Source organism: Corynebacterium massiliense DSM 45435, assembly GCF_028609805.1.
GTDB lineage: Bacteria > Actinomycetota > Actinomycetes > Mycobacteriales > Mycobacteriaceae > Corynebacterium > Corynebacterium massiliense.
The window spans coordinates 1547492-1568918 of sequence record NZ_CP063189.1 but is presented as its reverse complement, the minus strand read 5'-3'; the positions used below and the strand labels follow the sequence as shown (position 1 = coordinate 1568918).

Sequence of the window (21427 nt, the reverse complement as noted above, 5' to 3'; positions counted from 1 at the left end):
ACCCTTCGGACACGGCCGGTGGCCGTTGCCCCTGCGCACTACCCCCGAGATAGTCTGCTCAGCTGGGGGTTTGGACTATTCCCGGTTGCCTAATCCAGTGGGCAGACGTCTTGCAACCGGTAGAGTCGACAGACATGAACAGCCAGCAAGAATTTGTTCTTAGGACCGTCGAAGAGCGGGATATCCACTTCATTCGCCTGTGGTTTACAGACATCCTCGGTTCGCTCAAATCGGTCGTGATGAGCCCGTCGGAACTGGAGTCGGCCTTCGACGAGGGAGTCGGCTTCGACGGCTCGTCGGTCGAGGGGTTCTCCCGCATTTCCGAATCGGACACCATTGCGCTACCAGATCCGTCGACCTTCCAAATCATGCCGGCTGATGATGACGACTCGGACCTGCGGTCTGCGCGCATGTTCTGCGATATCGCCCAGCCGGACGGGCAGCCATCCATGGTGGATCCACGGCATATTCTGCGCCGCCAGGTCACCAGCGCCGCCCACGACGGGTTCGAATGCATCGTCTCCCCGGAAATCGAATTCTTCCTGCTGCGACAGTCAGCCTCCGGCGCCGACGGAGACCCCGACAACCTGGTGCCCACCGACAACGGTGGCTATTTCGACCAAGCCTCCCCGCATGCGGCACCCCGGTTCCGCCGCGCGGCGATGGCCACCCTGGAACAAATGGGCATCGCCACGGAATTCAGCCACCACGAGACCGCGCCGGGCCAGCAGGAAATCGATCTCCGGCACGCGGACGTGTTAAACGCCGCTGACAACATCATGACGTTCCGCTACCTCATCAAGCACGTGGCCACTCTCCACGGGGTGCGCGCGACGTTTATGCCCAAGCCCTTCCCGCAGTGGCAGGGCAACGGCATGCACACGCACATGTCCCTGTTCGAGGGGGACTCCAACGCCTTCCACGACCCGGACGACGAGTTTTCGCTCTCGGACACCGCCAAGCAGTTCATCGCCGGCATCCTGGCCCACGCGAACGAGCTGACGGCGGTGACTAATCAGTGGGTCAACAGCTACAAGCGGCTGATGTTCGGCGCCGAGGCGCCGGGGTCCGCCACGTGGGGCGTGTCCAACCGGTCCGCGCTGGTACGGGTTCCTACTTACCGCCTCAACAAGGAAGAATCTCGCCGGGTGGAAATCCGATCGATCGACTCCGCGATGAACCCGTATCTGGGCTACGCCGCGGTCCTGGCGGCGGGTTTGCGGGGTATTCGGGAAGGCTACGACTTGGAAGACGCCGCGGAGGACAATGTCCACCAACTTACCCGCCGCGAGCGACGCGCTATGGGGTACAAGGATCTTCCGCTCAGCCTCGATCAGGCCCTGCGCTACCTGGAAAAGTCAGAGTTCATGGCGGACGTGCTGGGCGAGCACGTCTTCGAGTTCTTCCTGCGCTCCAAATGGGACGAGTGGCACGCCTACCAGGAACAGATCACCGCTTTCGAGCTGCGCAACAACCTCGACATCTAGGGCCGGAACGCGGGAAAGGAGCACGCTATGACTCAGCAGGGACACTCCCGGCGAATGCCGTCTGTGGCAACGTTGGGCTTAACTCGTTCCACCGCCGCGGAGGACTTGGAATTCCTGGGGTGGGACTCGGCGGAATCGACCGAGCTTTTGTGGTGCCTTGCCGCCGCCGGCGATCCCGACTTGGCGCTGAACAACCTGGTGCGCCTGTACACCGCCCTCGACGGGGAAGCAGCAGCCCTTGATCGTGCGGTGCGCGATGAGGAAGCGCTGCGCGTGCGGCTCATTGCCCTGCTGGGGGCATCCACTGCGTTGGGCGATCACCTGGTGGCGCATCCGGAGCAGTGGCGGGAGCTGGGCAAAGCACTGCCGGAACCGGCGGAGATGAACCGGGCGCTACTCGAGTCCATCGAGGCGCGCCCGGCCGATTACGCCGCGCCGCTGGAACACCCCGATTCTGCGAGCGACACTCTTGACACCCCCGGCACCTACCGGGCGGGCGTGGTGGGCGCGGAGGCGAAACCCCGCTTGCGCGAGACCTACCGCACGCTCATGATGCGGATTGCCGCCCACGACCTAGCCGGCACGTTCCACTCCCGCAAGGGGCAGACCACGCCGCAGCCGGCGGTGCCGTTTACCGATGTCACCCGCCGCACAACCGCGCTTGCCGATGCCGCCCTAACCGCCGCCCTCGCCGTCGCCTGCGGCACCGTCTATGGAACCGGGGACGAAGCAGAGCCGTTGACCACCACCCTGGCCGTCATCGCTTTAGGAAAGTGCGGCGCGGGCGAGCTCAATTACATCTCCGACGTCGACGTCGTCTTCGTCGCCGAGGCGGTAGGGGAGAACCGCGCACAGACGCGCGCGACCCGTCTGGCCTCGGAAACCATTCAGGTGGGCACCGCCTGCTTCTTCGAAGTGGACGCCAACCTGCGCCCAGAAGGAAAATCCGGCGCTTTAGTGCGCACGCTCGATTCATACGTGGCGTATTACCAGCGGTGGGCGGAGACATGGGAGTTCCAAGCGCTGCTCAAAGCCCGGGCCCAGACCGGGTACCTCCCGCTGGGCAAAGACTACGAAGAACAGCTCGGGCCGTTGGTGTGGCAAGCCTCCGAGCGCGACTCTTTCGTGGAGGACGTGCAGCGCATGCGCCGGCGCGTGTTGGATAACGTGCCCAAGGACATGCAGGAGCGCGAGCTAAAGCTGGGAACCGGCAGCCTGCGGGACGTGGAGTTCGCCGTGCAGCTGCTCCAACTGGTGCACGGGCGCTCCGATGCGACCCTGCGGGAAGCCTCGACTGTCGGGGCGCTCGCGGCACTGGTAGCCGCCGGGTACGTCGGCCGCGAGGATGGCAACCAGCTCATCGCGGACTACGAATTCCTGCGCCTCGTGGAGCACCGCCTACAGCTGGAGCGCTTTCGGCGCACCCACACCATGCCCGACAACACTGACACCGACGGATGGGCTTGGCTCGCGACCATCGCTGGTTTCACCCCGGAGGGGATGCGTTCGGCTGCTGACGAGTTGTCGGCGGAGCTCAAACGCGCCCGCCTGCGCGTGACCGATCTTCACTCCAAACTCTTTTACCGGCCGCTGCTGAACTCGGTGGCGGGGATGTCCGAGGCGGAACAGAGGCTTTCCCCGCACGCCGCGAAACTACAGCTGGCGGCGCTGGGGTATGGGGATCCCGATCGCGCCTTCGAGCACTTAAGCTCCCTCGCCGCCGGCAGCTCCCGCAAGGCGCGCATCCAATCCATTCTGTTGCCCACCCTCATGGAGTGGCTGTCTGCCACTGCAGACCCGGATGCGGGCCTGTTGAATTACCGCAAGCTATCCGAGGCAGCCCTGGACCGCACGTGGTTCCTGCGCACCCTGCGGGATGAAGGAATCGTCGGCCAGCGCCTCATGCATATTTTGGGCACCTCGCCGTATGCGGCAAGCCTCATCATTGCCGCGCCCGACGTGGTCAAGTTGCTCTCCGATGGCTCGGACGGCCCGAAGCTGCTCGGCACGACCGCCGAGCAGGTTTCCTCGGCGCTGGTGAACTCGACGCGCCGCCACCTCGACCCGGCCAAAGCCGTCGCCGTCGCCCGTTCGCTGCGCCGCGTGGAGCTTGCCCGCATCGCCGCGGCCGATCTGCTCGGTTTCATTTCGGTGCGGCAGGTGTGCGAGCACCTATCCACTGTATGGAACGCGGTGCTGGAGGCCGCCTTGCGCGCGGAGGTGCGCGCCTGGCGCCACGCTCACGACGACGCCCGCCCACCGGCCCGCATCGCGGTCATCGGCATGGGGCGCCTCGGGGGCAAGGAACTCGGCTTCGGCTCCGATGCGGACGTCATGTTCGTCGCCGAGCCGACGCAGGACGGCGACGCACTGAAATGGGCTACCCGCATCGTGGATTCGCTGCGGCGCCGCCTGTCTACGCCCTCCGGGGACCCGCCATTGGAAGTCGACCTCGGCCTGCGCCCGGAGGGGCGATCGGGTGCGGTAGTGCGCACCCTTGACTCCTACGAACGCTACTACTCGCAGTGGGGCGAACCGTGGGAGATGCAGGCACTCCTGCGCGCTTCTTTCGTCGCCGGAGATGAGGCGGTGGGGAAGAAATTCATTGAGATGATCGACCGCTTCCGCTACCCAGACGGCGGCACGGACGCCGACACCATCCGCAGCATCCGCCGGATGAAAGCGCGGGTGGATAACGAACGGCTCCCGCGGGGCGCTGACCGCAACACGCATACCAAGCTGGGGCGCGGCGCGCTGACCGACATCGAGTGGACCGTGCAGCTGCTGACGATGATGCATGCGCACTTACACCCGGCACTGCGCGAGCCTTCTACTTTGCAGGCCCTCGACGTGCTGGAAGACACGGATCTGCTTTCCGCAAACGCGTGCACCATTTTGCGCGATGCCTGGCTGATGGCCACCAAGGCGCGCAACGCGCTGGTTTTGGTCCGCGGAAAGCGCGTCGACCAGCTGCCCCAACCAGGGCATCAGCTCGCGCAGGTGGCGGCGGCCTCCGGGTGGGATCCTGCCGAGAACCAACAGTTTCTAGAGGCTTACCTGAAAGCAACCCGGCACGCGCGACGCATCGTCGATGAAGTCTTCTGGGGAGAGCCAGAATCTTTCGAGCACGACTAAAGGTGCGTGTTTTATCCTTGCGGTCAGCAAGACAAAGGAGGCATATTCCCATGGCTTTAACGCTGTCTGTTGATATTTCTGACGCCACGTTTGCGGATCTCACCGCTGTGATCACGGCTGCGCAGGCCGCCGGCGTCAAGCCGGACGCCCAGCTCTCGCTTGAGGGCAGCACGTTGCACATCACCATCGACAAGCCGGAATCGGCGGGGCACCAGAATCTGCCTCACCACGGCCCGCGCCACGGCGGGGATCGCGGACCACAGCCGGCCCACCACGACGCGCCGGGCCCGCGCAATTCCCGCGGATCCCGCAATCCCGTCGGGCCGGTGGGGGAGGCCGCCATCAAGTCCGTCGTCGACATTCTGACCGGCAAACAGGAACCGCCGCGCCCGACCGGGGGATTCGGCCCGCACACTGGTCACTCCGGTCATAACGGCCCGTTCGGTCACTTCGACGTGGAGGACGACGACCAGTGAGCACGCCCAACGCCACGCGGGAAGAACGCTTTCCGGACAGTGGTGAGACCGCGGCCGTCGTGCGCCCAGTCCGCGCGCGGACTTCTGTCCGGCGACCGCGCCTGCGATCCCGGCCCATCCGTTGGCCGTGGGTTGTGGGCGGCGCGGCGGTCATCGCGCTGCTCGGGGTGCTGGTCATCATGCTCCAGCCGCCGGCTAAACCGAAAAACGCCAAGACGGTCGAAGAGGTGCTCAGCGGCTCACAGATCGATCGTCGCAACCCCGAAGATTCCACCAACGACTCGGCACTGGCGGAACTAGCCCGTGCAATGGGTCTGCCGCAAGGCGCGTTTACTGCCGATGAATCCGGGCGCACGGTGGACACGGTGGCCACCCGTCAGCACCTCGTCGACAACTTGCGGGAGGCAACGCACGGCGGGGAAATCACGGCGGAGGAAGCCGACGCGGTGTTAAAGGCGTACGACTCCGGCTTGGTCGATGCTCCGGTCGAAGCGGTTATCTTGCAGTCGCCGGACCAGTAAGCTGTGTCTTCGTGTATTACATTTCAACGCGAGATCCGCAGCGCATTCCCGCTAGCTTTACGGATATCCTGCTCGGCGGTCTAGCCCCCGACGGGGGCCTGTTCGTCCCCGAGACCTACCCGCAGGTGGATTCCGCGCAGCTGGACACCTGGCGCGAGCTTCTCCACACGGATGGCTACGCTGCCGTCGCCGCCGAGATCTGCACGCTGTTCATTGATGACATCCCCGCTGAGGACGTGGCGAGGTTGACGCGGCGGGCGTATCGCGAGCCCGTATTCGACACCCCGGATATCGCACCCGTGACCGCGCTTGGCGATGGCCTGTTGCTCGGCCACTTATCCCAAGGACCGACCGCCGCGTTCAAGGACATGGCGATGCAGCTGCTCGGGGAGCTTTTTGAATACGAACTGGGCCGCCGCGGCGAAAGCCTCAATATTTTGGGCGCCACGTCGGGTGATACCGGCTCCTCGGCCGAGTACGCGATGCGGGGCAGGGACAATATCCGCGTCTTCATGCTCACCCCGGCCGGCCGCATGACGCCGTTCCAACAGGCGCAGATGTTCGGGCTGAAGGATCCGAACATCTTCAACATCGCTCTCGACGGCGTCTTCGACGACTGCCAGGACGTGGTTAAGGCGGTCTCCTCCGACGCGGAGTTCAAAGCGAATTACCGAATCGGGGCGGTCAACTCCATCAACTGGGCGCGGCTGATGGCCCAGGTGGTCTACTACTTTTTGACCTGGTTACGCGCTACCGATAGCTCGCGCCCCGCCGCCGAACAGCGGGTGTCGTTCGCCGTACCGACGGGCAACTTCGGCAACGTGTGCGCGGGGCACATCGCCAAGCAAATGGGCCTGCCGGTCGACCGCCTCATCGTGGCGACCAACGAGAATGACGTACTCGATGAATTTTTCCGCACCGGAAATTACCGCCCCCGCAGCGCCGCGGAGACGGTGGCGACGTCCTCGCCGTCGATGGACATCTCGCGCGCGTCGAACTTCGAACGCTTCGTCTTCGACCTCGTTGGCCGCGACGCGGAGCGCACCGCAGACCTTTTCGCCCACCAGGTGAAAAAGGGCGGGTTCACCCTGCCAGCCGAGCTTCTCGATGCCGCGGCGGAAAAGTACGGTTTCTTCTCCGCCTCCTCCCACCACGCGGATCGTCTGCAGACAATTAGGGACGTCGCCAACGCCTACGGGGTCGTGGTCGACCCGCATACCGCCGATGGCATTAAGGCGGCCCGCGCTGCCCAGGATGCCGGGGTCCAGACCCCGATCATGTGTATGGAAACGGCCCTGCCGGTCAAGTTCACCGAGACCATCCGGGCAGCCGTCGGGCACGATCCGGACGCTCCCGAGCGCTTCGCCCACATCATGGAGGGCGGCCGCTACGTCACCGAGATGCCCAACGATGCGGCGGCTGTGAAAGACTTCATCATGCAATCAATCGACAACACGGAGGTGTAACACGCATGGGCCAGGAGCAGTTTGCCGGTCCGGACTACTTCACCGAGTTCGATCCGGAGAAATTCCTCCGTGACATGCGCGCGGCCGCGCAATCCGATAGCGACAACGCGGCAGATGCAGATGACAGCGAGCACTCCGGAGGCGATGACGTTGATTAGCCCGCACAAAACAGCAGCGCGCCGCGTGGCAGGTCGCCTGCTGGCCGCCTCCGTCCTCGCCGGTTCCATGCTGGTTGGCGGCTGCACGATTGGCGATGAAAACGGCGCCTCGAACGCGGACGGCACCGATTCCGCCGGCCCCGCGGCCACGTCGGATCCCGCTGATCACGCGGGGAAAGGTGGGGCCGGGGAGACATCGGCAAGCACGGCTTCCGATGCCGGCACCGGCTCGGCAGATAAGTCTTTCGAGCCCGACAAGGACGGCTTCGGCGCGGTCAGCGGCGAAAAGGACAGCTATATTGTCCCGGATGAGTCACCCCTGCCGCCGGGCACGGCACTGGATATCTCACCGGAAGAACCAACACCGGGTGAGTACTTCAACTTTCAGGTGTGCAGCGCCGCCTACTCCTTTAGCCTGCCGGATGGCCGGAAGTACGCGGTCACGGCATCGCACTGCGGAAAGGAAGGCGACACCGTGTGGGCAGGGCAGGAAAACCGCAAGTTCAAATACCCGGCCGAACCCATCGGGCATGTCGTCTACTCCGACCTGTACGCGGGGGAGTCCCACGACCTCGACGTCGCTCTCATCGAGCTGACGGGAGACGCCGAGTACTACACCCCGTCGTACTCAGACACGGCCGTCGCCGAGAGCCTGCGGAAATTGCCCGACGAGGTGTGCAAGCTGGGGCGCAGCACCGATATCACCTGCGGGAAGGTCACCGGGGATAAGGAAAAGGGGACGCTGAACACAAAGGAAGAAAAACTCGAGTCGACCTCTGCGCGCGCCCACATGTGCGCGAAGACGGGCGACTCTGGCGGACCCGTCTACACCGACGTGGACGGAATGCGCGTCATTGTCGGTATCGTTTCCGGCACCACCGAGAAACTCGGCGACGATGAGGAGTGCACGGCCGATCGCGACATCGGCCTGTCCTTTACCCCGATCGTGGACGTGCAGCGCGTCATCGAGGACCAGTTGGGCGAGACTGCCGGCCACCTCGTAGAAAACGAGGCCGCCTGATGCCTACTCCTGACTACATCCTCGATCTCCGCGAGCACGTGGGGAACAAGCAACTCTTCCTCCCCGCCTGCACCGCGATCATCCTCCGGCCGGTACCCGCGGGCGCGCCGATCTGGGAGGTGCCCAAGGTGCTCCTAGTCAAGCGTGCCGACAACGGTAGGTGGACCCCGGTCGCCGGGATCTGTGAGCCAGGTGAAGAGGTTTCCGAGACCGCCGTGCGTGAGACCAAGGAGGAAGTTGGACTCGACGCCACGGTGGAAGCTCTCCTCGGCGTGGGCAAAGTGGGGCCGGTGACCTACCCCAACGGCGACGAGTGCCTGTTCATGGACACCACGATGCGTCTGTCCGTGCCTCACGATGCCGAGCCGGTCATCAGCGACGAGGAAAACACGGAGGCCCAGTGGTTCTCCGTGGCCCAGCTGCCGGACTCCGTCGACCGCCGGGCTCGGCTGTGCATTGCCGATGGCGTGGCCCAGATGCGGCACCCCGCGGGTTTCAAGCCGCGGATGGGTTACCGCAAGCGCTAGGCCATTTCTGACCGCAGCGCTAGGCTAAACGTGACCTAGCGCCGCGGTTAGTTAGCAGTCAAAGTACATCTCGAACTCCTGCGGCGTCGGGGCGAGGCGCGCAGGGGTGATCTCGTGCTCGGTCTTGTACTGAATGTAGGACTCGATGAGATCCTCGGTGAACACGTCGCCTTCGGTGAGGAAGTCCATGTCGCCCTCTAGGGCCTTGAGCGAGGCATCCAGGGAGGTCGGCGCCTGCGGGATCGAGGCTGCCTCCTCCGGCGGGAGCTCGTAGAGATCCTTATCCACCGGGGCGTGCGGCTCGATGCGGTTCTTGATGCCGTCGATGCCGGCCATGAGCATGGCGGCAAATCCCAGGTACGGGTTGCCCGACGGGTCCGGCGCGCGGAACTCGATGCGCTTGGCCTTCGGGTTGGATCCGGTGATCGGGATGCGGATGGCCGCCGAGCGGTTGCGCTGCGAGTACACCAGGTTGATCGGCGCCTCGAAGCCCGGCACCAGGCGGTGGTAGGAGTTCAGCGTCGGGTTGGTGAAGGCGCAGACCGCGCCAGCGTGGGCGAGGATGCCGCCGATGTAGTAGCGCGCCATATCCGACAGGCCGGCGTACCCGGTCTCGTCGTGGAATAGCGGCGTGCCGTCCTTCCACAGCGACTGGTGCGCGTGCATGCCGGAGCCGTTGTCCCCGGCGAGCGGCTTCGGCATGAAGGTCGCGGTCTTGCCGTTCAGGTTGGCGGTCTGCTTGATGATGTACTTGAAGTCCTGAATGTCATCGGCCGCGTGCAGCAGGGTGTTGAAGCGGTAGTTGATCTCCTGCTGGCCGCCGGTGCCCACCTCGTGGTGGAAGCGCTCCAGCTGGAACCCGGCCTGCTTCAGATTCTGCGCCATCTGGTCGCGCAACTCCACCGTCTGATCGTAGGGCGCGACGGGGAAGTAGCCGCCCTTCAAGCGGTTCTTGTAGCCCAGGTTGCGGAAGCCGTCCGTGGTGGTCTCCGCGCCGCGGTTCCACCAGCCCTCGTCGGAATCCACCGAGTAGAACTGCGCGTGGGTGTCCGTCTGGTAGCGCACCGAGTCGAAGACGTAGAACTCGGCCTCCGCGCCGAAGTTGCAGGCATCGGCGATGTCGGTCGAGACCAGGTACTCCTCAGCCTTGCGCGCGATGTTGCGCGGATCGCGGGAGAACGGCTCGAGGGTGAACGGGTCGTGGACGAAGAACTTCATGTTCAGCGTCTTGGCCGTGCGGAACTGGTCGATGCCCGCAGTTTTCACATCCGGCAGAAGGGTCATGTCGGATTCTTCGATGGTGGTAAATCCACGAATCGACGAACCGTCGAAAGCGAGGCCTTCCTCCGCAGCATCCTCGGTGAACTCGGAGGCCGGGATGGTGAAGTGGTGCTCGCTGCCGGGGACGTCCGTGAACCGGATATCGACGAACTCCACGTCTTCATCGGCGATGAATTTGACGACGTCCTGGACGGTTTCGAAGGACACAATGGCTCCTTGAGGGGTGTCGCGGAAATGCTTCTTTCCCTAGGGTACTAGTCCCGCCGTGTCCCACAGGAATCCCGGAGTCCGCTTTTCGCGCGGCGTTTCGCGCGCGCTAAGTTAAGGGGTATGGCTCAACCGAAGCGCACGTGGCTCGATGGCCCGAACATTCCGGGAGAATACGAAGACCCCGACGCGCCAGCCCGCTGGCCGGGAGAGAAGCTGGGGTTACCGCAAAGTGGCTCCGGCTCTCTCGCCCCCGTGGGCAGGCGCGCACTCGCCGTGCTCATCGACTGGATCCTGGCCGCGCTGGTCGCCAGCGTGATCGTCCACCTCACGCCGGTCTTCGGCGGGCAGGCGCTCGTCGGTTACCTGGTCTGGGTGCTTATCGGCATCGTCACCGGTTGGTTGTTCGCCCGCACCCCGGGGATGATGGCGCTCGGCATGGGAGTCGCCCGGTTGGATAACCCCGGCGAGCGCGTCGGCTTCTGGCGCGCGGCCGTGCGCACCATCCTCACCGCGTTCTTCTTCCCGGCCGCCATGGTGGACTCGGATGGTCGCGGGATCCACGACCGCGCCACCGGCACGGTGGTTATCAACGCATAAGAAAAAGGGCGGGCCTTTCGTGGCCCGCCCTTTTTTGAACGCATAGGGGATAAGACCCTACTTCTTCTTCTTGTTCTGCCGCGCCGCTGCCCGGCGCATCCGGCGGTTCATACCGGCAGGGTTCTTTGCCTGCTGCGGCATCGGCCCCTTGGGCATGCCCGGCATTTGGCCTGGGAGGGCGTCCATGGCCTCGATGCGGCGCGCGGTCTCGTAGACCTCGTCCTTGTTGTAATTGCGCGGCAGGCGCATGATGTGGCTGCGCAGCTTGCTCACCGGCACTTCGCCCTCGCCGTGGCCGACGAAAACCTCGTAGATGGGAACGCCCGCCACCAGCTTGTCCACGCGCTTCTTCATCTGGTTGATGGTGGGGCGCAGACGCTTCTGGTCGCCCTCGCCGACGAAGATGACGCCCGGGTTACCGATGACGCGGTGCACCAAATCCTGCTGCTTGGTCACGCCGACACCCGGCTCGACCTTCCACGCCACGCCCATGGTGTTGCGCAGCTGCTGCTCGAGCGCCCAGCCGGCGACGCCCGGCTTGTCCTCGACCTGCTTGTACATGTCCCGTTCGAGGCGGCGGGTAAAGATGAACATCGCCAAGGCGAAGCCGATGACCAGACCGATGGGCAGCATGAACCACTGCCCGTGGAACAGCCAGCCGATCAGGAAGAAGACAAGGCCCACGCCCAAAATGGCGGCAAGCATCAGCGGGATCAGCGCCTTGTCCTGCTTGCGCTGCATGTTGAATGCTTGCCACATCTGGGAACGCTGCTGCTTGTTGCGCTCGCGCTTGGCCAGCTTTTCGCGTTTCTTCGCCGCTTTTAACGCGGCCTTATCTTCGCCTTTTGCCATGTCTTACACCTTAAAGGAGGGGTGGGGGAATGGAAAACGTTGCGCCTGCAGGGCAGAGCCTTAGCGGATAGCAGTAATCGCCGACGGTTTCTTCGGCTTTTGGCCGGCGCCCTTTTCAGATCCCGTGGAGGAATTCTTCGCCCGCGAGGTCACCGGGGTTTCCTTCGTGGGGCCGTACTTGTCCAGCAGGGTCGACGCCTCCTGAGCGGTGGCGCCCTGCGAGGTCTCGGCGAGGTGCTTGAGGTTGTCCGGCAGCTCCAAGCCACGCTTTTCCATTGCCTGCACGTACAGGCGGCCGGCGCGGTAGGAAGAACGCACCAGCGGACCCGACATGACACCGCCGAAGCCTAAGCTCTTGGCCAGCTTCGCGTGGGCGACGAACTCCTCCGGGCGGACCCAGCGCTCGATGGGGTGGAAGCGCGGTCCAGGGCGCAGGTACTGCGTGATGGTGATGATGTCGCATCCCGCCGAGCGCAGATCCTTGAGCGCCTCCTCGATTTCTTCCTGCGTCTCACCCATGCCGAGGATCAGGTTGGACTTGGTAATGAGGCCGAAGTCGTGGGCCTGACGGATGACGTCGAGGGAGCGCTCGTAGCGGAACGCCGGGCGAATGCGGCGGAACAGGCGCGGCACGGTCTCCAAGTTGTGCGCGAAGACCTCGGGGCGCGCCTCGAAGACCTCTTCCAGTAGATCCGGCTTGCCGGAGAAGTCCGGGGTGAGGTTTTCTACGCCGGTGTGCGGATTCAGCTCGTGGATCTTGCGCACAATTTCCGCGTACAGCCAGGCGCCCTCATCCGGCAGATCGTCGCGGGTCACGCCGGTGATGGTCGTGTAGTTAAGGTCCATTTCCTGGATGTTTTCGGCGACGCGGCGCGGCTCGTCGCGGTCGAGCGGATCCGGCTTGCCGGTCTTAATATCGCAGAAGTCGCAACGGCGCGAGCAGAAATTGCCGCCGATAAGGAAGGTGGCCTCGCGAGACTCCCAGCATTCGTGGATATTGGGACACCCTGCCTCCTGGCAGACCGTGTGCAGATTGGCCCCGCGCACGCGGTTTTTCATGTCTTCGTAACCGGGGCCAGTGCGCACCTGGTTACGAATCCACCGTGGCTTTTGCTCGATGGGCGATTCCGAGTTCTTCTTCTCGATGCGGAGAAGCTTGCGTCCTTCAGGCTTAACAGTCACGTCGATCACACTACGCTTTACTCATCACTGGGTCTAAATGCTGGACAGGGTAATCAATTCTGCTGGTCACGCTCGCGCCGGCGCGCGTTATCCACCTTCGTCGGATCGGGGGCTGAGGCGAACGTGTGGTCCGCGACAATCATGCGGCCCTCCAGGGCGTCAGCCAATGCATCGAGAAGCAACGGCTCCGCCTCCGCCATGTCGATGTGTCGGCCGGTTTCGAGCGACAGGGTGGTCACGTCGGCATCGTCAATCCCGCAGGCGACGATGTAGTCGTAGTACTCGAGGGTGTTATCGCAGTTGAGCGCAAGCCCGTGCATGGTCACCCCGCGCGTAATACGGATCCCCAGCGCCGCGATCTTCCGGTCGCGCGTTGGGGCCTGCGGGTCGGCGGCCGGGGTCGTGGAAGGCACCCACACGCCCGAGCGGCCATCGATACGCCCGGCGGTCGTGACCCCCAGCTGCCGCACCGTATGGATGGTGGCCTCCTCGAGCCGGCGGACGTAGTCCACCACGTCGATGGGCTGCGCCAGCTTGACGATGGGGTAGACCACCAGCTGCCCCTCGCCGTGCCAGGTGATGCGCCCGCCGCGATCCACGGTGATAACCGGCAGATCGTTGGTAGGCATATCGCTGGGCTGGGTGCGCTTACCTGCGGTGTAGATGTTGGGGTGCTCGACCACCAAGAGCGTGTCTGGAATGTCCCCGCGGGCGCGCTGGGCGGCGAGGTCTGCCTGGAGATCCCACGCCTCGCGGTAGTCCATCCGGCCCAAGCGGCGGATCTCTAACGGTTCCGCATCCGCGCGGATTGATTTTTCTGCCGGAAAGAACGGATCGCGCGGGGCAGTGGTGGGTTTTTCCACTCGTGGGCGGGTGTGGTCACTCATGAAACTCCAGGGGTTTGCTGTTGTGCGGTGCGGAACGCGCGTTCCCCACTCGGATTTCCAACGCGCGGTTACGACTCGGCGCTACCGAGTGCAACGCAACGGGCGGGCGGGAAAATTCCCTGGTGTGGGAGTTCCCGCCCGCCCGCGAAGAGGTGGGTGCGCCTGCGCGCAGGCAGAGCGCGCGTTTTACAGGCCGTTGGCGGCGGCGTAGTCGGCGGCGTTGGACAGCTCGCCGGCCTCAGAGACCTCGACCTCGTAGAGCCAGCCTTCGCCGAACGGGTCGTTGTTGATGACGGCGTAGTCATCGTGGACGTCCTCGTTGACCGCGGTCACCGTGCCGGACACCGGGGCGTAGAGGTCGGAAACGGACTTGGTGGACTCCACCTCGCCGGCCTGTTCGCCAGCGGTGATGGTGTCGCCGACCTCCGGCAGCTCGGCAAAGACGACCTCACCGAGGCGGTCGGTGGCCACAGAAGTGATACCGACGCGCACGGTCTTGCCGGCGAGATCCTCATCGGCGGCGGCGTTGATCCACTCGTGATCCTCGGAGTAGGCGTAGTTCTCGGGAAGATTCGACATCGTCTTATCCTTTCCAAACGTCATGCGCGGGCCACCGGCCAGTGGGGCGGTAGATAGGAGGCTTATCCGCGCATAATCTTAGCTAGTTTTACTTTTCGCGTTTGTAAAACGGCGTTTCCGTCACCGTGAAGGGGTAGCGCTTGCCGCGGATGTCCGCCTCGACCTCATCGCCGGGCTTTAGGTCTGCCGCGGTATCGATGAGAGCCAAGGCCACGGGGTGGCCCAGCGAGGGCGACGGCTGCCCAGAGGTGACGGTGCCGACCTTCTTGTCGCCGACGTACACCTCCGCGTCCCCGCGGGCGGCGCGGCGCTGGTCGGACTCCAAGCCCGTGATGGCAACCGCCGGGCCCTCCGCTGCGCGCTGACGGATGACATCCGCGCCGACGAAGTCGGCCTCCTTCTTTGCAAATGCGCGGGACATCCCGGCTTCCACCGGGGTGATGTCGCGGGAGAGCTCGTTGCCGTAGAGCGGCATGCCGGCCTCGAGGCGCAGCGAGTCGCGGGCGGCGAGCCCACACGGCTTGATGTCATACTCCGCGCCCGCCTTGAGCAGTTCGTCCCACAGGTCTGCGGCGTCGGAGTTGTAGACGATGAGCTCGAAGCCGTCCTCGCCGGTGTAACCGGTGCGCGCGATGACGGCGAACTTGCCGGCTACCTTGCCCAGCGTCGCGGCGTAGTAAGGCAGCTCAGCCACCGCATCCTGCTTGTTGTCTTCGACCAGCGGCACGAGGACCTCCACAGCCTTCGGGCCCTGCACGGCGATGAGCGCGACGTCGCGTGACTCGTCCTTCAGATCCACATCGAAGTCGGCGGCGCGCTCCTCCAGCGCCGCAAACACGGTCTCGGCGTTGGAGGCGTTGGGGACCACGAGGAATTTCTCGTCCTCGATGCGATAGGTGATGAGGTCATCGATGATCCCGCCGTCTTCTGCGGCGATCATCGAGTACTTCGCCTTACCCACCTTGAGCGGCTCGAAGTTGGAGATGAACGCGTAAGACAAAAACTTCGCGGCGTCGGCGCCGTTGACCCAGATTTCGCCCATGTGGGAAAGGTCGAACAGGCCGACGGAGGTGCGAACGGCGCGGTGCTCTTCGAGCTCGTTGTCGTACTTCAGCGGCATATTCCAGGGGCCGAAGGCGGTGAAACTAGCGCCCAGCTTCTCGTGCTCTGCATGCAGCGGCGAGTGCAGTAGGTCAGACATGGTGAAAGTAGATCCTTCCGTTTCGGTTAGTTATCGGCAGGGGAGTCGTCCGTTGCCGGCGAGGAGAACTCGAAAGCCTCCGGCGGCGGGCAGGCGCACACGAGGTTGCGGTCGCCGTAGGCCTCGTCGATGCGGCGCACCGGCGGGAAGTACTTGTAGTTGCGCAGGGAGTCCACGGCCCAGGAGGCCTTCTCGCGGCCGAAGGCATAGTCCCAGGAGTCGCTGGAGACGGACTCGGCCGTGAACGGGGCGTGGTGGATGACCGAGTCTTCGTAGGCAACCTTGCCGTCGATAATTTCCTGAATCTCCGCGCGGATGGTCTCCATCGCCTCGATGAAGCGCTTCAGCTCCCCGAGGTCTTCCGATTCGGTCGGCTCGAACATCAGCGTGCCCGCGACCGGGAAGGCCAGGGTGGGGGCGTGGAAACCGAAGTCGATGAGGCGCTTGGCCACGTCGGCGGCCGTCACACCCGAAGCATCTGTGAGCTCGCGCAGGTCAAGGATGCACTCGTGGGCCACGAGCCCCTTGTTGCCCGTGTAGAGCACGGGGAAGGAGTCGTTGAGTCGGTGAGCGACGTAGTTGGCGCCGAGAATGGCGTGCGCGGTGGCCTGCTTGAGGCCCTCGGCTCCGGCCATGGCCAAATACGCCCACGAGATCGGCAAGACGCCGGCGGAACCGTAGCGCGCAGCAGTAATGGGCACACCCGTTCCCACCGGGGCGGGCTCGGCCGGGTTTACCGACGGGTCCGCAGCGTCGCTCGGCAGGAACGGCACGAGGTGCTGAGCAACCGCCACCGGGCCGATACCCGGGCCGCCGCCACCGTGCGGGATGGTGAACGTCTTGTGTAGGTTGAGGTGGGAGACGTCGCCGCCGATCTTGCCCAGCTGCGTCCAGCTCGACAGCGCGTTCATGTTCGCTCCGTCGATGTAGACCTGACCGCCGGTGGCGTGGACCTTCTCGCACACCTCGCGGACCTCCGGGTCGAACACGCCGTGGGTGGACGGGTAGGTGATCATGATGCCGGCGATGTGCTCGCCGTGCTGCGCGATCTTCTCGTCCAGGTCAGCGGTATCAATGGAACCGTCATCTGCCGTCTTGACCACGGCGACGCGCAGGTTTGCCAGCGTCGCCGAAGCCGCGTTCGTACCGTGCGCCGATGCCGGAATCAGGATGATGTCACGCTCGTTATCGCCGTTGGCCACGTGGTAGCGGCGGATGGCCAGAAGACCCGACAACTCGCCCTGGGAGCCCGCGTTCGGCTGGATGGACACCTTGGCGTAGCCGGTCAGTTCGGCGAGCCAACCCTCGATTTCGGCGATGAGCTCGCTCCAGCCCGCAGTGGTCTCTTCCGGGGCAAAGGGGTGGATGTTGGCGAATTCCGGCCAAGAAATCGGTTCCATGGCCGCCACCGGGTTGAGCTTCATGGTGCACGAACCCAGCGGGATCATCGAGCGATCCAGCGCAAGGTCCTTGTCCGAGAGCTTGCGCAGGTAGCGCATCATCTGCGTCTCGGAATGGATGGAATTGAAGATGTCGTGGGTCAGGATGTCGTCGTCGCGGGTGAGCTCCGCCGGAACGACATCGCCAGTGTTCGCCCCCGTTGCGTCAACGTTCGTGGCGCCGAACGCCGCTGCCAGTACTTCCACGTCGGCGGCGGTGGCGGACTCGCCGAAGGACACCGAGACCTCGTCGTCCCCGATGGTGCGCACGAGGTAGCCCTTGCCCTGTAGCTCCTGCGCGATCTGCGCCGCGTTCACTCCGGTGACGGTCACCGTGTCGAAGAATGCGTCTGCCACGGTGTCATTGCCCGCTGCCTTGACGGCGGCGTGGAAGGAAGCGGCGAGGGAGTGCACGCGCTTGGCGATGTCCCGAAGTCCCCGCGGCCCGTGGTAGACGGCGTACATGGACGCGACGTTGGCCAGAAGCGCCTGCGCGGTGCAGATGTTGGAGGTGGCGCGCTCGCGGCGGATGTGCTGTTCACGGGTCTGCAGTGCCAAGCGGTACGCGGGCCGGCCCTGTGCATCAACGGATACGCCCACGATACGGCCGGGGATCTGTCGCTTGCGCTTCTCGGCCACCGCGATGTAGGCGGCGTGGGGGCCGCCGAAGAAGAGCGGCACACCGAAACGCTGGGTGGAGCCGACCGCGATGTCGGCGCCGAGATCGCCCGGGGACTTCAGGTGCACCAGGGACAGCGGGTCGGCCACGACTGCGGCCAGCGCCCCGCGCTCGTGGGCCTCTTTGATCGCCTTCGTCGGGTCGGCGATGTCGCCCTTAGTACCCGTGTAGGCGACGACGACGCCTACGATGTCTTCGCCGACGATGCCCTGCGAGGCGTCGGTAATTTCCACCTCGAGCTCGATCGCCCGGGCGCGTTCGGCGGCGACGGCAAGAACCTGCGGGTGGAGGCGGGAGTCCAGCACGACGCGGCGTCCCTTCTTCACCGCGCGCGACATGAGCCCGACCGCCTCGGCGACGGCACTGGCTTCATCGAGAAGCGAGGCGTTAGCCACCGGCAGCCCGGTGAGATCCTGGATCATGGTCTGGAAGTTCAACAGCGCTTCCAAACGCCCCTGGGAAATCTCCGGCTGGTACGGCGTGTAGGCGGTGTACCAGCCTGGATCCTCCAGCAGGCCGCGGCGGATGACCGCTGGGGTGATGGTGTCGGAGTAGCCCTGGCCGTAAAAGGACTTCAGCACCGTGTTGCGGCTGGCCAACTCGCGCAGGCGTTCCTGCGCGGCAGTTTCCGTCAGCGCTTCCGGCAAGTCAGGCAGATTCTCTGCCTGGATGGAGTCGGGGATGGCGGTCTTCACTAGGTCCTCGACGGAGTCGTAGCCGACTTCAGCGAGCATTTCCTCGCGCTCAGCTGCATCCGGTCCGAGGTGGCGGGAGATAAATTCCATGTGTCTGAACTCCTTGCATTGCGGCGGATTAAGCCATACCTAATCAAGTATATGGCTCACAGTTGCCGCTCGAAGCCGTTTTGTTCACACGCTCGGTGCTCCCGCCCCAACGGGCACCGAGAGGCGTGAGGGGGGAGTGGCGAGGAGGGCGCGGGTGGCGCTGCAAACACAAAAAGGGGCCCGGCACCGAGCGCGTACTGCACGCAATCGATGCCGGGCCCTGGGGCAGGGCCGTCAGGAACGGTTAGAGCTCGAGGTCAGACTCGAAGTTTGCGGTCTCCAGGCGGTCCTTAATGGTGGTCACGAAGCGACCGGCGTCCGCACCGTCCACGACCTGGTGGTCGTAGGTGAACGGCAGGTAGCACATCTGGCGGATGGCGATGGCGTCCTGGCCGTCCTCGGTGACAACCACCGGGCGCTTGGTGATGACGCCGGTGCCCAGGATGCCGGCCTGCGGCGGCACCATGATCGGGGTGTCCAGCAGCGCGCCCTCGGAGCCGATGTTGGTCACGGTGAAGGTAGCACCGGTGAGATCGTTCGGCTTCAGCTTGTTGTTGCGGGCCTTATCGGCCAGCTCAACAATCGCCTTGGCAATCTCCGGCAGGGACATGTCCTGCGCCTTGTGGATGACCGGGGTGAGCAGGCCACGCTCGGTGTCAACGGCGATAGCGACGTTGACGTCCTCGTGGTAGGTCATCTCCTTGGTGTCCGGGTTGTAGGACGCGTTGACGTTCGGGTGGGAGACCAGCGCCTCGACGGTGGCCTTCACGATGAACGGCAGGTAGGAGAGGTTGGCGCCGTGCTTGTCGATGAACGCCTGCTTCGCTTCCTTACGCAGCGCCGCGATGGCGGTCATGTCGACTTCCTGGGTGTGGGTCAGCTGCGCGGACACCTGCAGGGACTCGACCATCTTCTTCGCGGTGATCTCGCGAATGCGGTTGACCTTCTGGGTGGTGCCGATGAGCTCCTGCTTGGCCGGGTCGACCGACTTGGTGGACCAGTTGGCGCGCGGGCCGGCGTCCTTCTCGGACTTGCCGGAGCCCTGCGGGGCCTCGCCCTCACCAGCGGCGACGAGCACGTCCTGCTTGCGGATGCGTCCGCCCACGCCGGTGCCCTCAACGGAGGAGAGGTCGACGCTGTGCTTTTCCGCCAGCTTGCGCACCAGCGGGGTGACGTACGGGACGTTATCGCCGTTGTTCACCTTGGCAGATGCCTTCTTATCGTCCGCCTTTTCCGCAGACTTTTCGTCCTCGGCGTCGACGTCCTTGGCCTTTTCCTGGTCGCTGGACTCTTCGGTCTTTTCGACCTTCTCTTCGGAGTCGTCCTTCTTGTCAGCGTCCTTGGACTCAGCGTCGTCGTCGTCGGACTTCTTCTCGTCCTTGGACGGCGCCGCGCCATCGCCAATGCGGGCGATGACATCGCCGACGTCGACGGTGTCGTCTTCCTCGGCCAGGATTTCCTGCAGAACGCCGGCGACCGGGGACGGGACCTCGGTGTCGACCTTGTCGGTGGAGACCTCGAGCAGCGGCTCGTCGACGGAGACCTCGTCGCCGACTTCCTTCAGCCACTGGGTAATGGTGCCCTCGGTGACGGACTCGCCGAGCTCCGGCATGGTCACGTCGGAAGAACCTTCGCTGGAGCCCTTATCGGAGCCAGACTCGGATGCGGAGCTGGACTCTTCCTTTTCGGAATCCTTCGACTCAGTGTCCTTGGACTCGGACGCCTTGGAGTCCTCATCTGCCTCGTCAGCCTCGTCAGACTCATCAGCGGAGGAGTCGTCGGATTCGTCTGCAGCAGCGTCGCCGTCGCCAACCACAGCGATGACCGCGCCGACGTCGACGGTGTCGTCTTCTTCAGCCTTAATCTCGAGCAAGGTACCTGCGACCGGGGACGGAACCTCGGTGTCGACCTTGTCGGTGGAGACCTCGAGCAGCGGCTCGTCGACCTCGATGGTGTCGCCGACTTCCTTCAGCCACTGGGTAATGGTGCCCTCGGTGACGGACTCACCGAGCTCCGGCATCTCGACGTTGGTGCCGGAGGCGGAACCGGAAGACTTCTTCTTTGCAGGCTTGTCTTCGTCCGCAGAATCCTTGTCGGACGAGTCTGCGTCCTTCTCCTCGGCAGCGGAGTCGTCTTCGGCGTCGTCGCTGTCGGAGTTCTCGTCCTTTTCGTCAGCGTCGCCGATCACGGCGATAACGGAGCCGACGTCGACGGTGTCATCCTCGTCGGCCTTCAGCTCCAGGAGGGTGCCGGAAACAGGGGAGGGAACCTCGGTATCGACCTTGTCGGTGGAGACCTCGAGCAACGGCTCGTCGGCTTCAACGGTGTCGCCGCCTTCCTTCAGCCACTGGGTAATGGTGCCTTCGGTAACGGATTCGCCCAGCTCGGGCATTTCAACGGAGTGCGCCATGAGTGTTAAGACTCCTCTAACGTCGGAAAATAATACGGAAGGTTCAAGACTATCTTACAGGTCACCAACTTACTCCGCGCCGCAATGGTGTAGGCGCTTCCCCGCGAGGTCACGGCTATAGACTGATACCCCGTGTTCAACTTCTTCCGTCGCTCCGCAAAGTCCCCACTGCGCCCGCCGCGGGCTCCCGGTGACACCATCCGCGAAGCCGATGCGCACGCTCTTCGTCGATGGGCGGCGGGGCGCGCATTCGTGGAAGCATTCGTCGAGCCGGAGACCGTGATCAACGAGATGTCGGTCGTGCTTATTGACGAAGAAGGCGATTTCATCCGCCGGCCCATTGGCGGGCCGCGGGGAATCGACGCGCTTGCCCGGTTACTCGGATGCCCGGTCTACGACGTCGAAGAAACCGGTTATCCCCAACGCATGCGGGAAAAGATGGAACGCGACCGCATCCTGCGCAAACGGCGCGAACAACGCGAACGCCGCGCCCGTTTCGAGCGCGGCGAAAACCCCGGTCCGGCGTTTTAACTA

The 21427-nt window shown here is 64.4% G+C and carries 18 protein-coding genes; 10 read left to right on the top strand and 8 right to left on the bottom strand.

Annotated elements, in window-relative coordinates; all coding sequences use genetic code 11:
• Window positions 1-134 precede the first annotated feature (134 nt).
• From glnA (CMASS_RS07345) to CMASS_RS07310, 8 genes are read left to right on the top strand one after another with little or no spacing between them, the layout of a single operon-like run.
• Window positions 135-1487, top strand: a complete 1353-nt coding sequence (gene glnA / locus CMASS_RS07345; RefSeq protein WP_022862370.1) for a type I glutamate--ammonia ligase — start codon at window positions 135-137, stop codon at window positions 1485-1487.
• A gap of 27 nt (window positions 1488-1514) precedes the next feature.
• Window positions 1515-4622 carry a bifunctional [glutamine synthetase] adenylyltransferase/[glutamine synthetase]-adenylyl-L-tyrosine phosphorylase gene (locus CMASS_RS07340; RefSeq protein WP_027018518.1) on the top strand — a complete coding sequence of 1036 codons (3108 nt, stop codon included), beginning with the start codon at window positions 1515-1517 and terminating at the stop codon, window positions 4620-4622.
• A gap of 50 nt (window positions 4623-4672) precedes the next feature.
• Window positions 4673-5098 (top strand): hypothetical protein, encoded by a 426-nt coding sequence (locus CMASS_RS07335; protein WP_022862368.1) that lies wholly within the window; start codon window positions 4673-4675, stop codon window positions 5096-5098.
• On the top strand, window positions 5095-5619 hold the full coding sequence (locus tag CMASS_RS07330; RefSeq protein ID WP_156831753.1) for a hypothetical protein: 525 nt from the start codon (window positions 5095-5097) through the stop codon (window positions 5617-5619). Before CMASS_RS07335 ends, CMASS_RS07330 begins: the two co-directional genes overlap by 4 nt.
• Before the next feature lie 11 nt (window positions 5620-5630).
• On the top strand, window positions 5631-7085 hold the full coding sequence (gene thrC, locus CMASS_RS07325) for a threonine synthase (RefSeq protein ID WP_022862366.1): 1455 nt from the start codon (window positions 5631-5633) through the stop codon (window positions 7083-7085).
• A 5-nt stretch (window positions 7086-7090) separates the two neighbouring features.
• A complete protein-coding gene (locus tag CMASS_RS07320; protein WP_022862365.1) occupies window positions 7091-7243 on the top strand; it encodes a hypothetical protein in 153 nt (50 codons plus the stop codon).
• On the top strand, window positions 7206-8264 hold the full coding sequence (locus tag CMASS_RS07315) for a trypsin-like serine protease (protein ID WP_169460786.1): 1059 nt from the start codon (window positions 7206-7208) through the stop codon (window positions 8262-8264). Before CMASS_RS07320 ends, CMASS_RS07315 begins: the two co-directional genes overlap by 38 nt.
• The gene (locus CMASS_RS07310) at window positions 8264-8791 is read left to right on the top strand and encodes an NUDIX hydrolase (protein WP_022862363.1); all 528 of its coding nucleotides are present in this window, start codon (window positions 8264-8266) and stop codon (window positions 8789-8791) included. Before CMASS_RS07315 ends, CMASS_RS07310 begins: the two co-directional genes overlap by 1 nt.
• Before the next feature lie 51 nt (window positions 8792-8842).
• On the opposite strand, the gene glnA (CMASS_RS07305) is transcribed toward CMASS_RS07310, so the two are convergent.
• Window positions 8843-10279: a type I glutamate--ammonia ligase gene (gene glnA, locus CMASS_RS07305; RefSeq protein WP_022862362.1), complete on the bottom strand. Its 1437-nt coding sequence runs from the start codon at window positions 10277-10279 to the stop codon at window positions 8843-8845.
• Window positions 10280-10402: 123 nt separating this feature from the next.
• Between glnA (CMASS_RS07305) and CMASS_RS07300 the strand changes: the two genes are divergently transcribed.
• On the top strand, window positions 10403-10879 hold the full coding sequence (locus tag CMASS_RS07300; RefSeq protein ID WP_022862361.1) for an RDD family protein: 477 nt from the start codon (window positions 10403-10405) through the stop codon (window positions 10877-10879).
• Between the two features lie 57 nt (window positions 10880-10936).
• Here the strand turns inward: CMASS_RS07300 and CMASS_RS07295 are convergent, their stop codons facing one another.
• The 7 genes from CMASS_RS07295 to sucB form a co-directional block, all read right to left on the bottom strand.
• Window positions 10937-11731, bottom strand: coding sequence for a DUF4191 domain-containing protein (locus CMASS_RS07295; RefSeq protein ID WP_022862360.1), 795 nt, complete (start codon window positions 11729-11731; stop codon window positions 10937-10939).
• A gap of 60 nt (window positions 11732-11791) precedes the next feature.
• Window positions 11792-12913, bottom strand: coding sequence for a lipoyl synthase (gene lipA, locus CMASS_RS07290; protein WP_051126798.1), 1122 nt, complete (start codon window positions 12911-12913; stop codon window positions 11792-11794).
• A 53-nt stretch (window positions 12914-12966) separates the two neighbouring features.
• Window positions 12967-13800, bottom strand: coding sequence for a lipoyl(octanoyl) transferase LipB (gene lipB, locus CMASS_RS07285; RefSeq protein WP_051126781.1), 834 nt, complete (start codon window positions 13798-13800; stop codon window positions 12967-12969).
• A gap of 186 nt (window positions 13801-13986) precedes the next feature.
• Window positions 13987-14379, bottom strand: coding sequence for a glycine cleavage system protein GcvH (gcvH, locus tag CMASS_RS07280; RefSeq protein WP_022862357.1), 393 nt, complete (start codon window positions 14377-14379; stop codon window positions 13987-13989).
• A gap of 88 nt (window positions 14380-14467) precedes the next feature.
• Window positions 14468-15580 carry a glycine cleavage system aminomethyltransferase GcvT gene (gene gcvT / locus CMASS_RS07275; protein WP_022862356.1) on the bottom strand — a complete coding sequence of 371 codons (1113 nt, stop codon included), beginning with the start codon at window positions 15578-15580 and terminating at the stop codon, window positions 14468-14470.
• A 26-nt stretch (window positions 15581-15606) separates the two neighbouring features.
• A complete protein-coding gene (gene gcvP, locus CMASS_RS07270) occupies window positions 15607-18483 on the bottom strand; it encodes an aminomethyl-transferring glycine dehydrogenase (RefSeq protein ID WP_022862355.1) in 2877 nt (958 codons plus the stop codon).
• A gap of 244 nt (window positions 18484-18727) precedes the next feature.
• Window positions 18728-20893 (bottom strand): 2-oxoglutarate dehydrogenase, E2 component, dihydrolipoamide succinyltransferase, encoded by a 2166-nt coding sequence (gene sucB, locus CMASS_RS07265; RefSeq protein WP_022862354.1) that lies wholly within the window; start codon window positions 20891-20893, stop codon window positions 18728-18730.
• A gap of 132 nt (window positions 20894-21025) precedes the next feature.
• Here sucB and CMASS_RS07260 point away from each other — a divergent pair, with 132 nt between their 5' ends.
• Complete coding sequence (locus CMASS_RS07260) at window positions 21026-21424, top strand: hypothetical protein (RefSeq protein WP_022862353.1); 399 nt, start codon at window positions 21026-21028, stop codon at window positions 21422-21424.
• Window positions 21425-21427: the final 3 nt, after the last annotated feature.

Bases quoted from the DNA above. Each gene is read 5' to 3' on its own strand.
- glnA (WP_022862370.1), top strand. From the start codon at position 135: ATGAACAGCCAGCAAGAATTTGTTCTTAGGACCGTCGAAGAGCGGGAT.
- CMASS_RS07340 (WP_027018518.1), top strand. From the start codon at position 1,515: ATGACTCAGCAGGGACACTCCCGGCGAATGCCGTCTGTGGCAACGTTG.
- CMASS_RS07335 (WP_022862368.1), top strand. From the start codon at position 4,673: ATGGCTTTAACGCTGTCTGTTGATATTTCTGACGCCACGTTTGCGGAT.
- CMASS_RS07320 (WP_022862365.1), top strand. From the start codon at position 7,091: ATGGGCCAGGAGCAGTTTGCCGGTCCGGACTACTTCACCGAGTTCGAT.
- CMASS_RS07315 (WP_169460786.1), top strand. From the start codon at position 7,206: ATGACAGCGAGCACTCCGGAGGCGATGACGTTGATTAGCCCGCACAAA.
- CMASS_RS07310 (WP_022862363.1), top strand. From the start codon at position 8,264: ATGCCTACTCCTGACTACATCCTCGATCTCCGCGAGCACGTGGGGAAC.
- CMASS_RS07300 (WP_022862361.1), top strand. From the start codon at position 10,403: ATGGCTCAACCGAAGCGCACGTGGCTCGATGGCCCGAACATTCCGGGA.
- CMASS_RS07295 (WP_022862360.1), bottom strand. From the start codon at position 11,731: ATGGCAAAAGGCGAAGATAAGGCCGCGTTAAAAGCGGCGAAGAAACGC.
- lipB (WP_051126781.1), bottom strand. From the start codon at position 13,800: ATGAGTGACCACACCCGCCCACGAGTGGAAAAACCCACCACTGCCCCG.
- gcvH (WP_022862357.1), bottom strand. From the start codon at position 14,379: ATGTCGAATCTTCCCGAGAACTACGCCTACTCCGAGGATCACGAGTGG.
- gcvT (WP_022862356.1), bottom strand. From the start codon at position 15,580: ATGTCTGACCTACTGCACTCGCCGCTGCATGCAGAGCACGAGAAGCTG.
- gcvP (WP_022862355.1), bottom strand. From the start codon at position 18,483: ATGGAATTTATCTCCCGCCACCTCGGACCGGATGCAGCTGAGCGCGAG.
- sucB (WP_022862354.1), bottom strand. From the start codon at position 20,893: ATGGCGCACTCCGTTGAAATGCCCGAGCTGGGCGAATCCGTTACCGAA.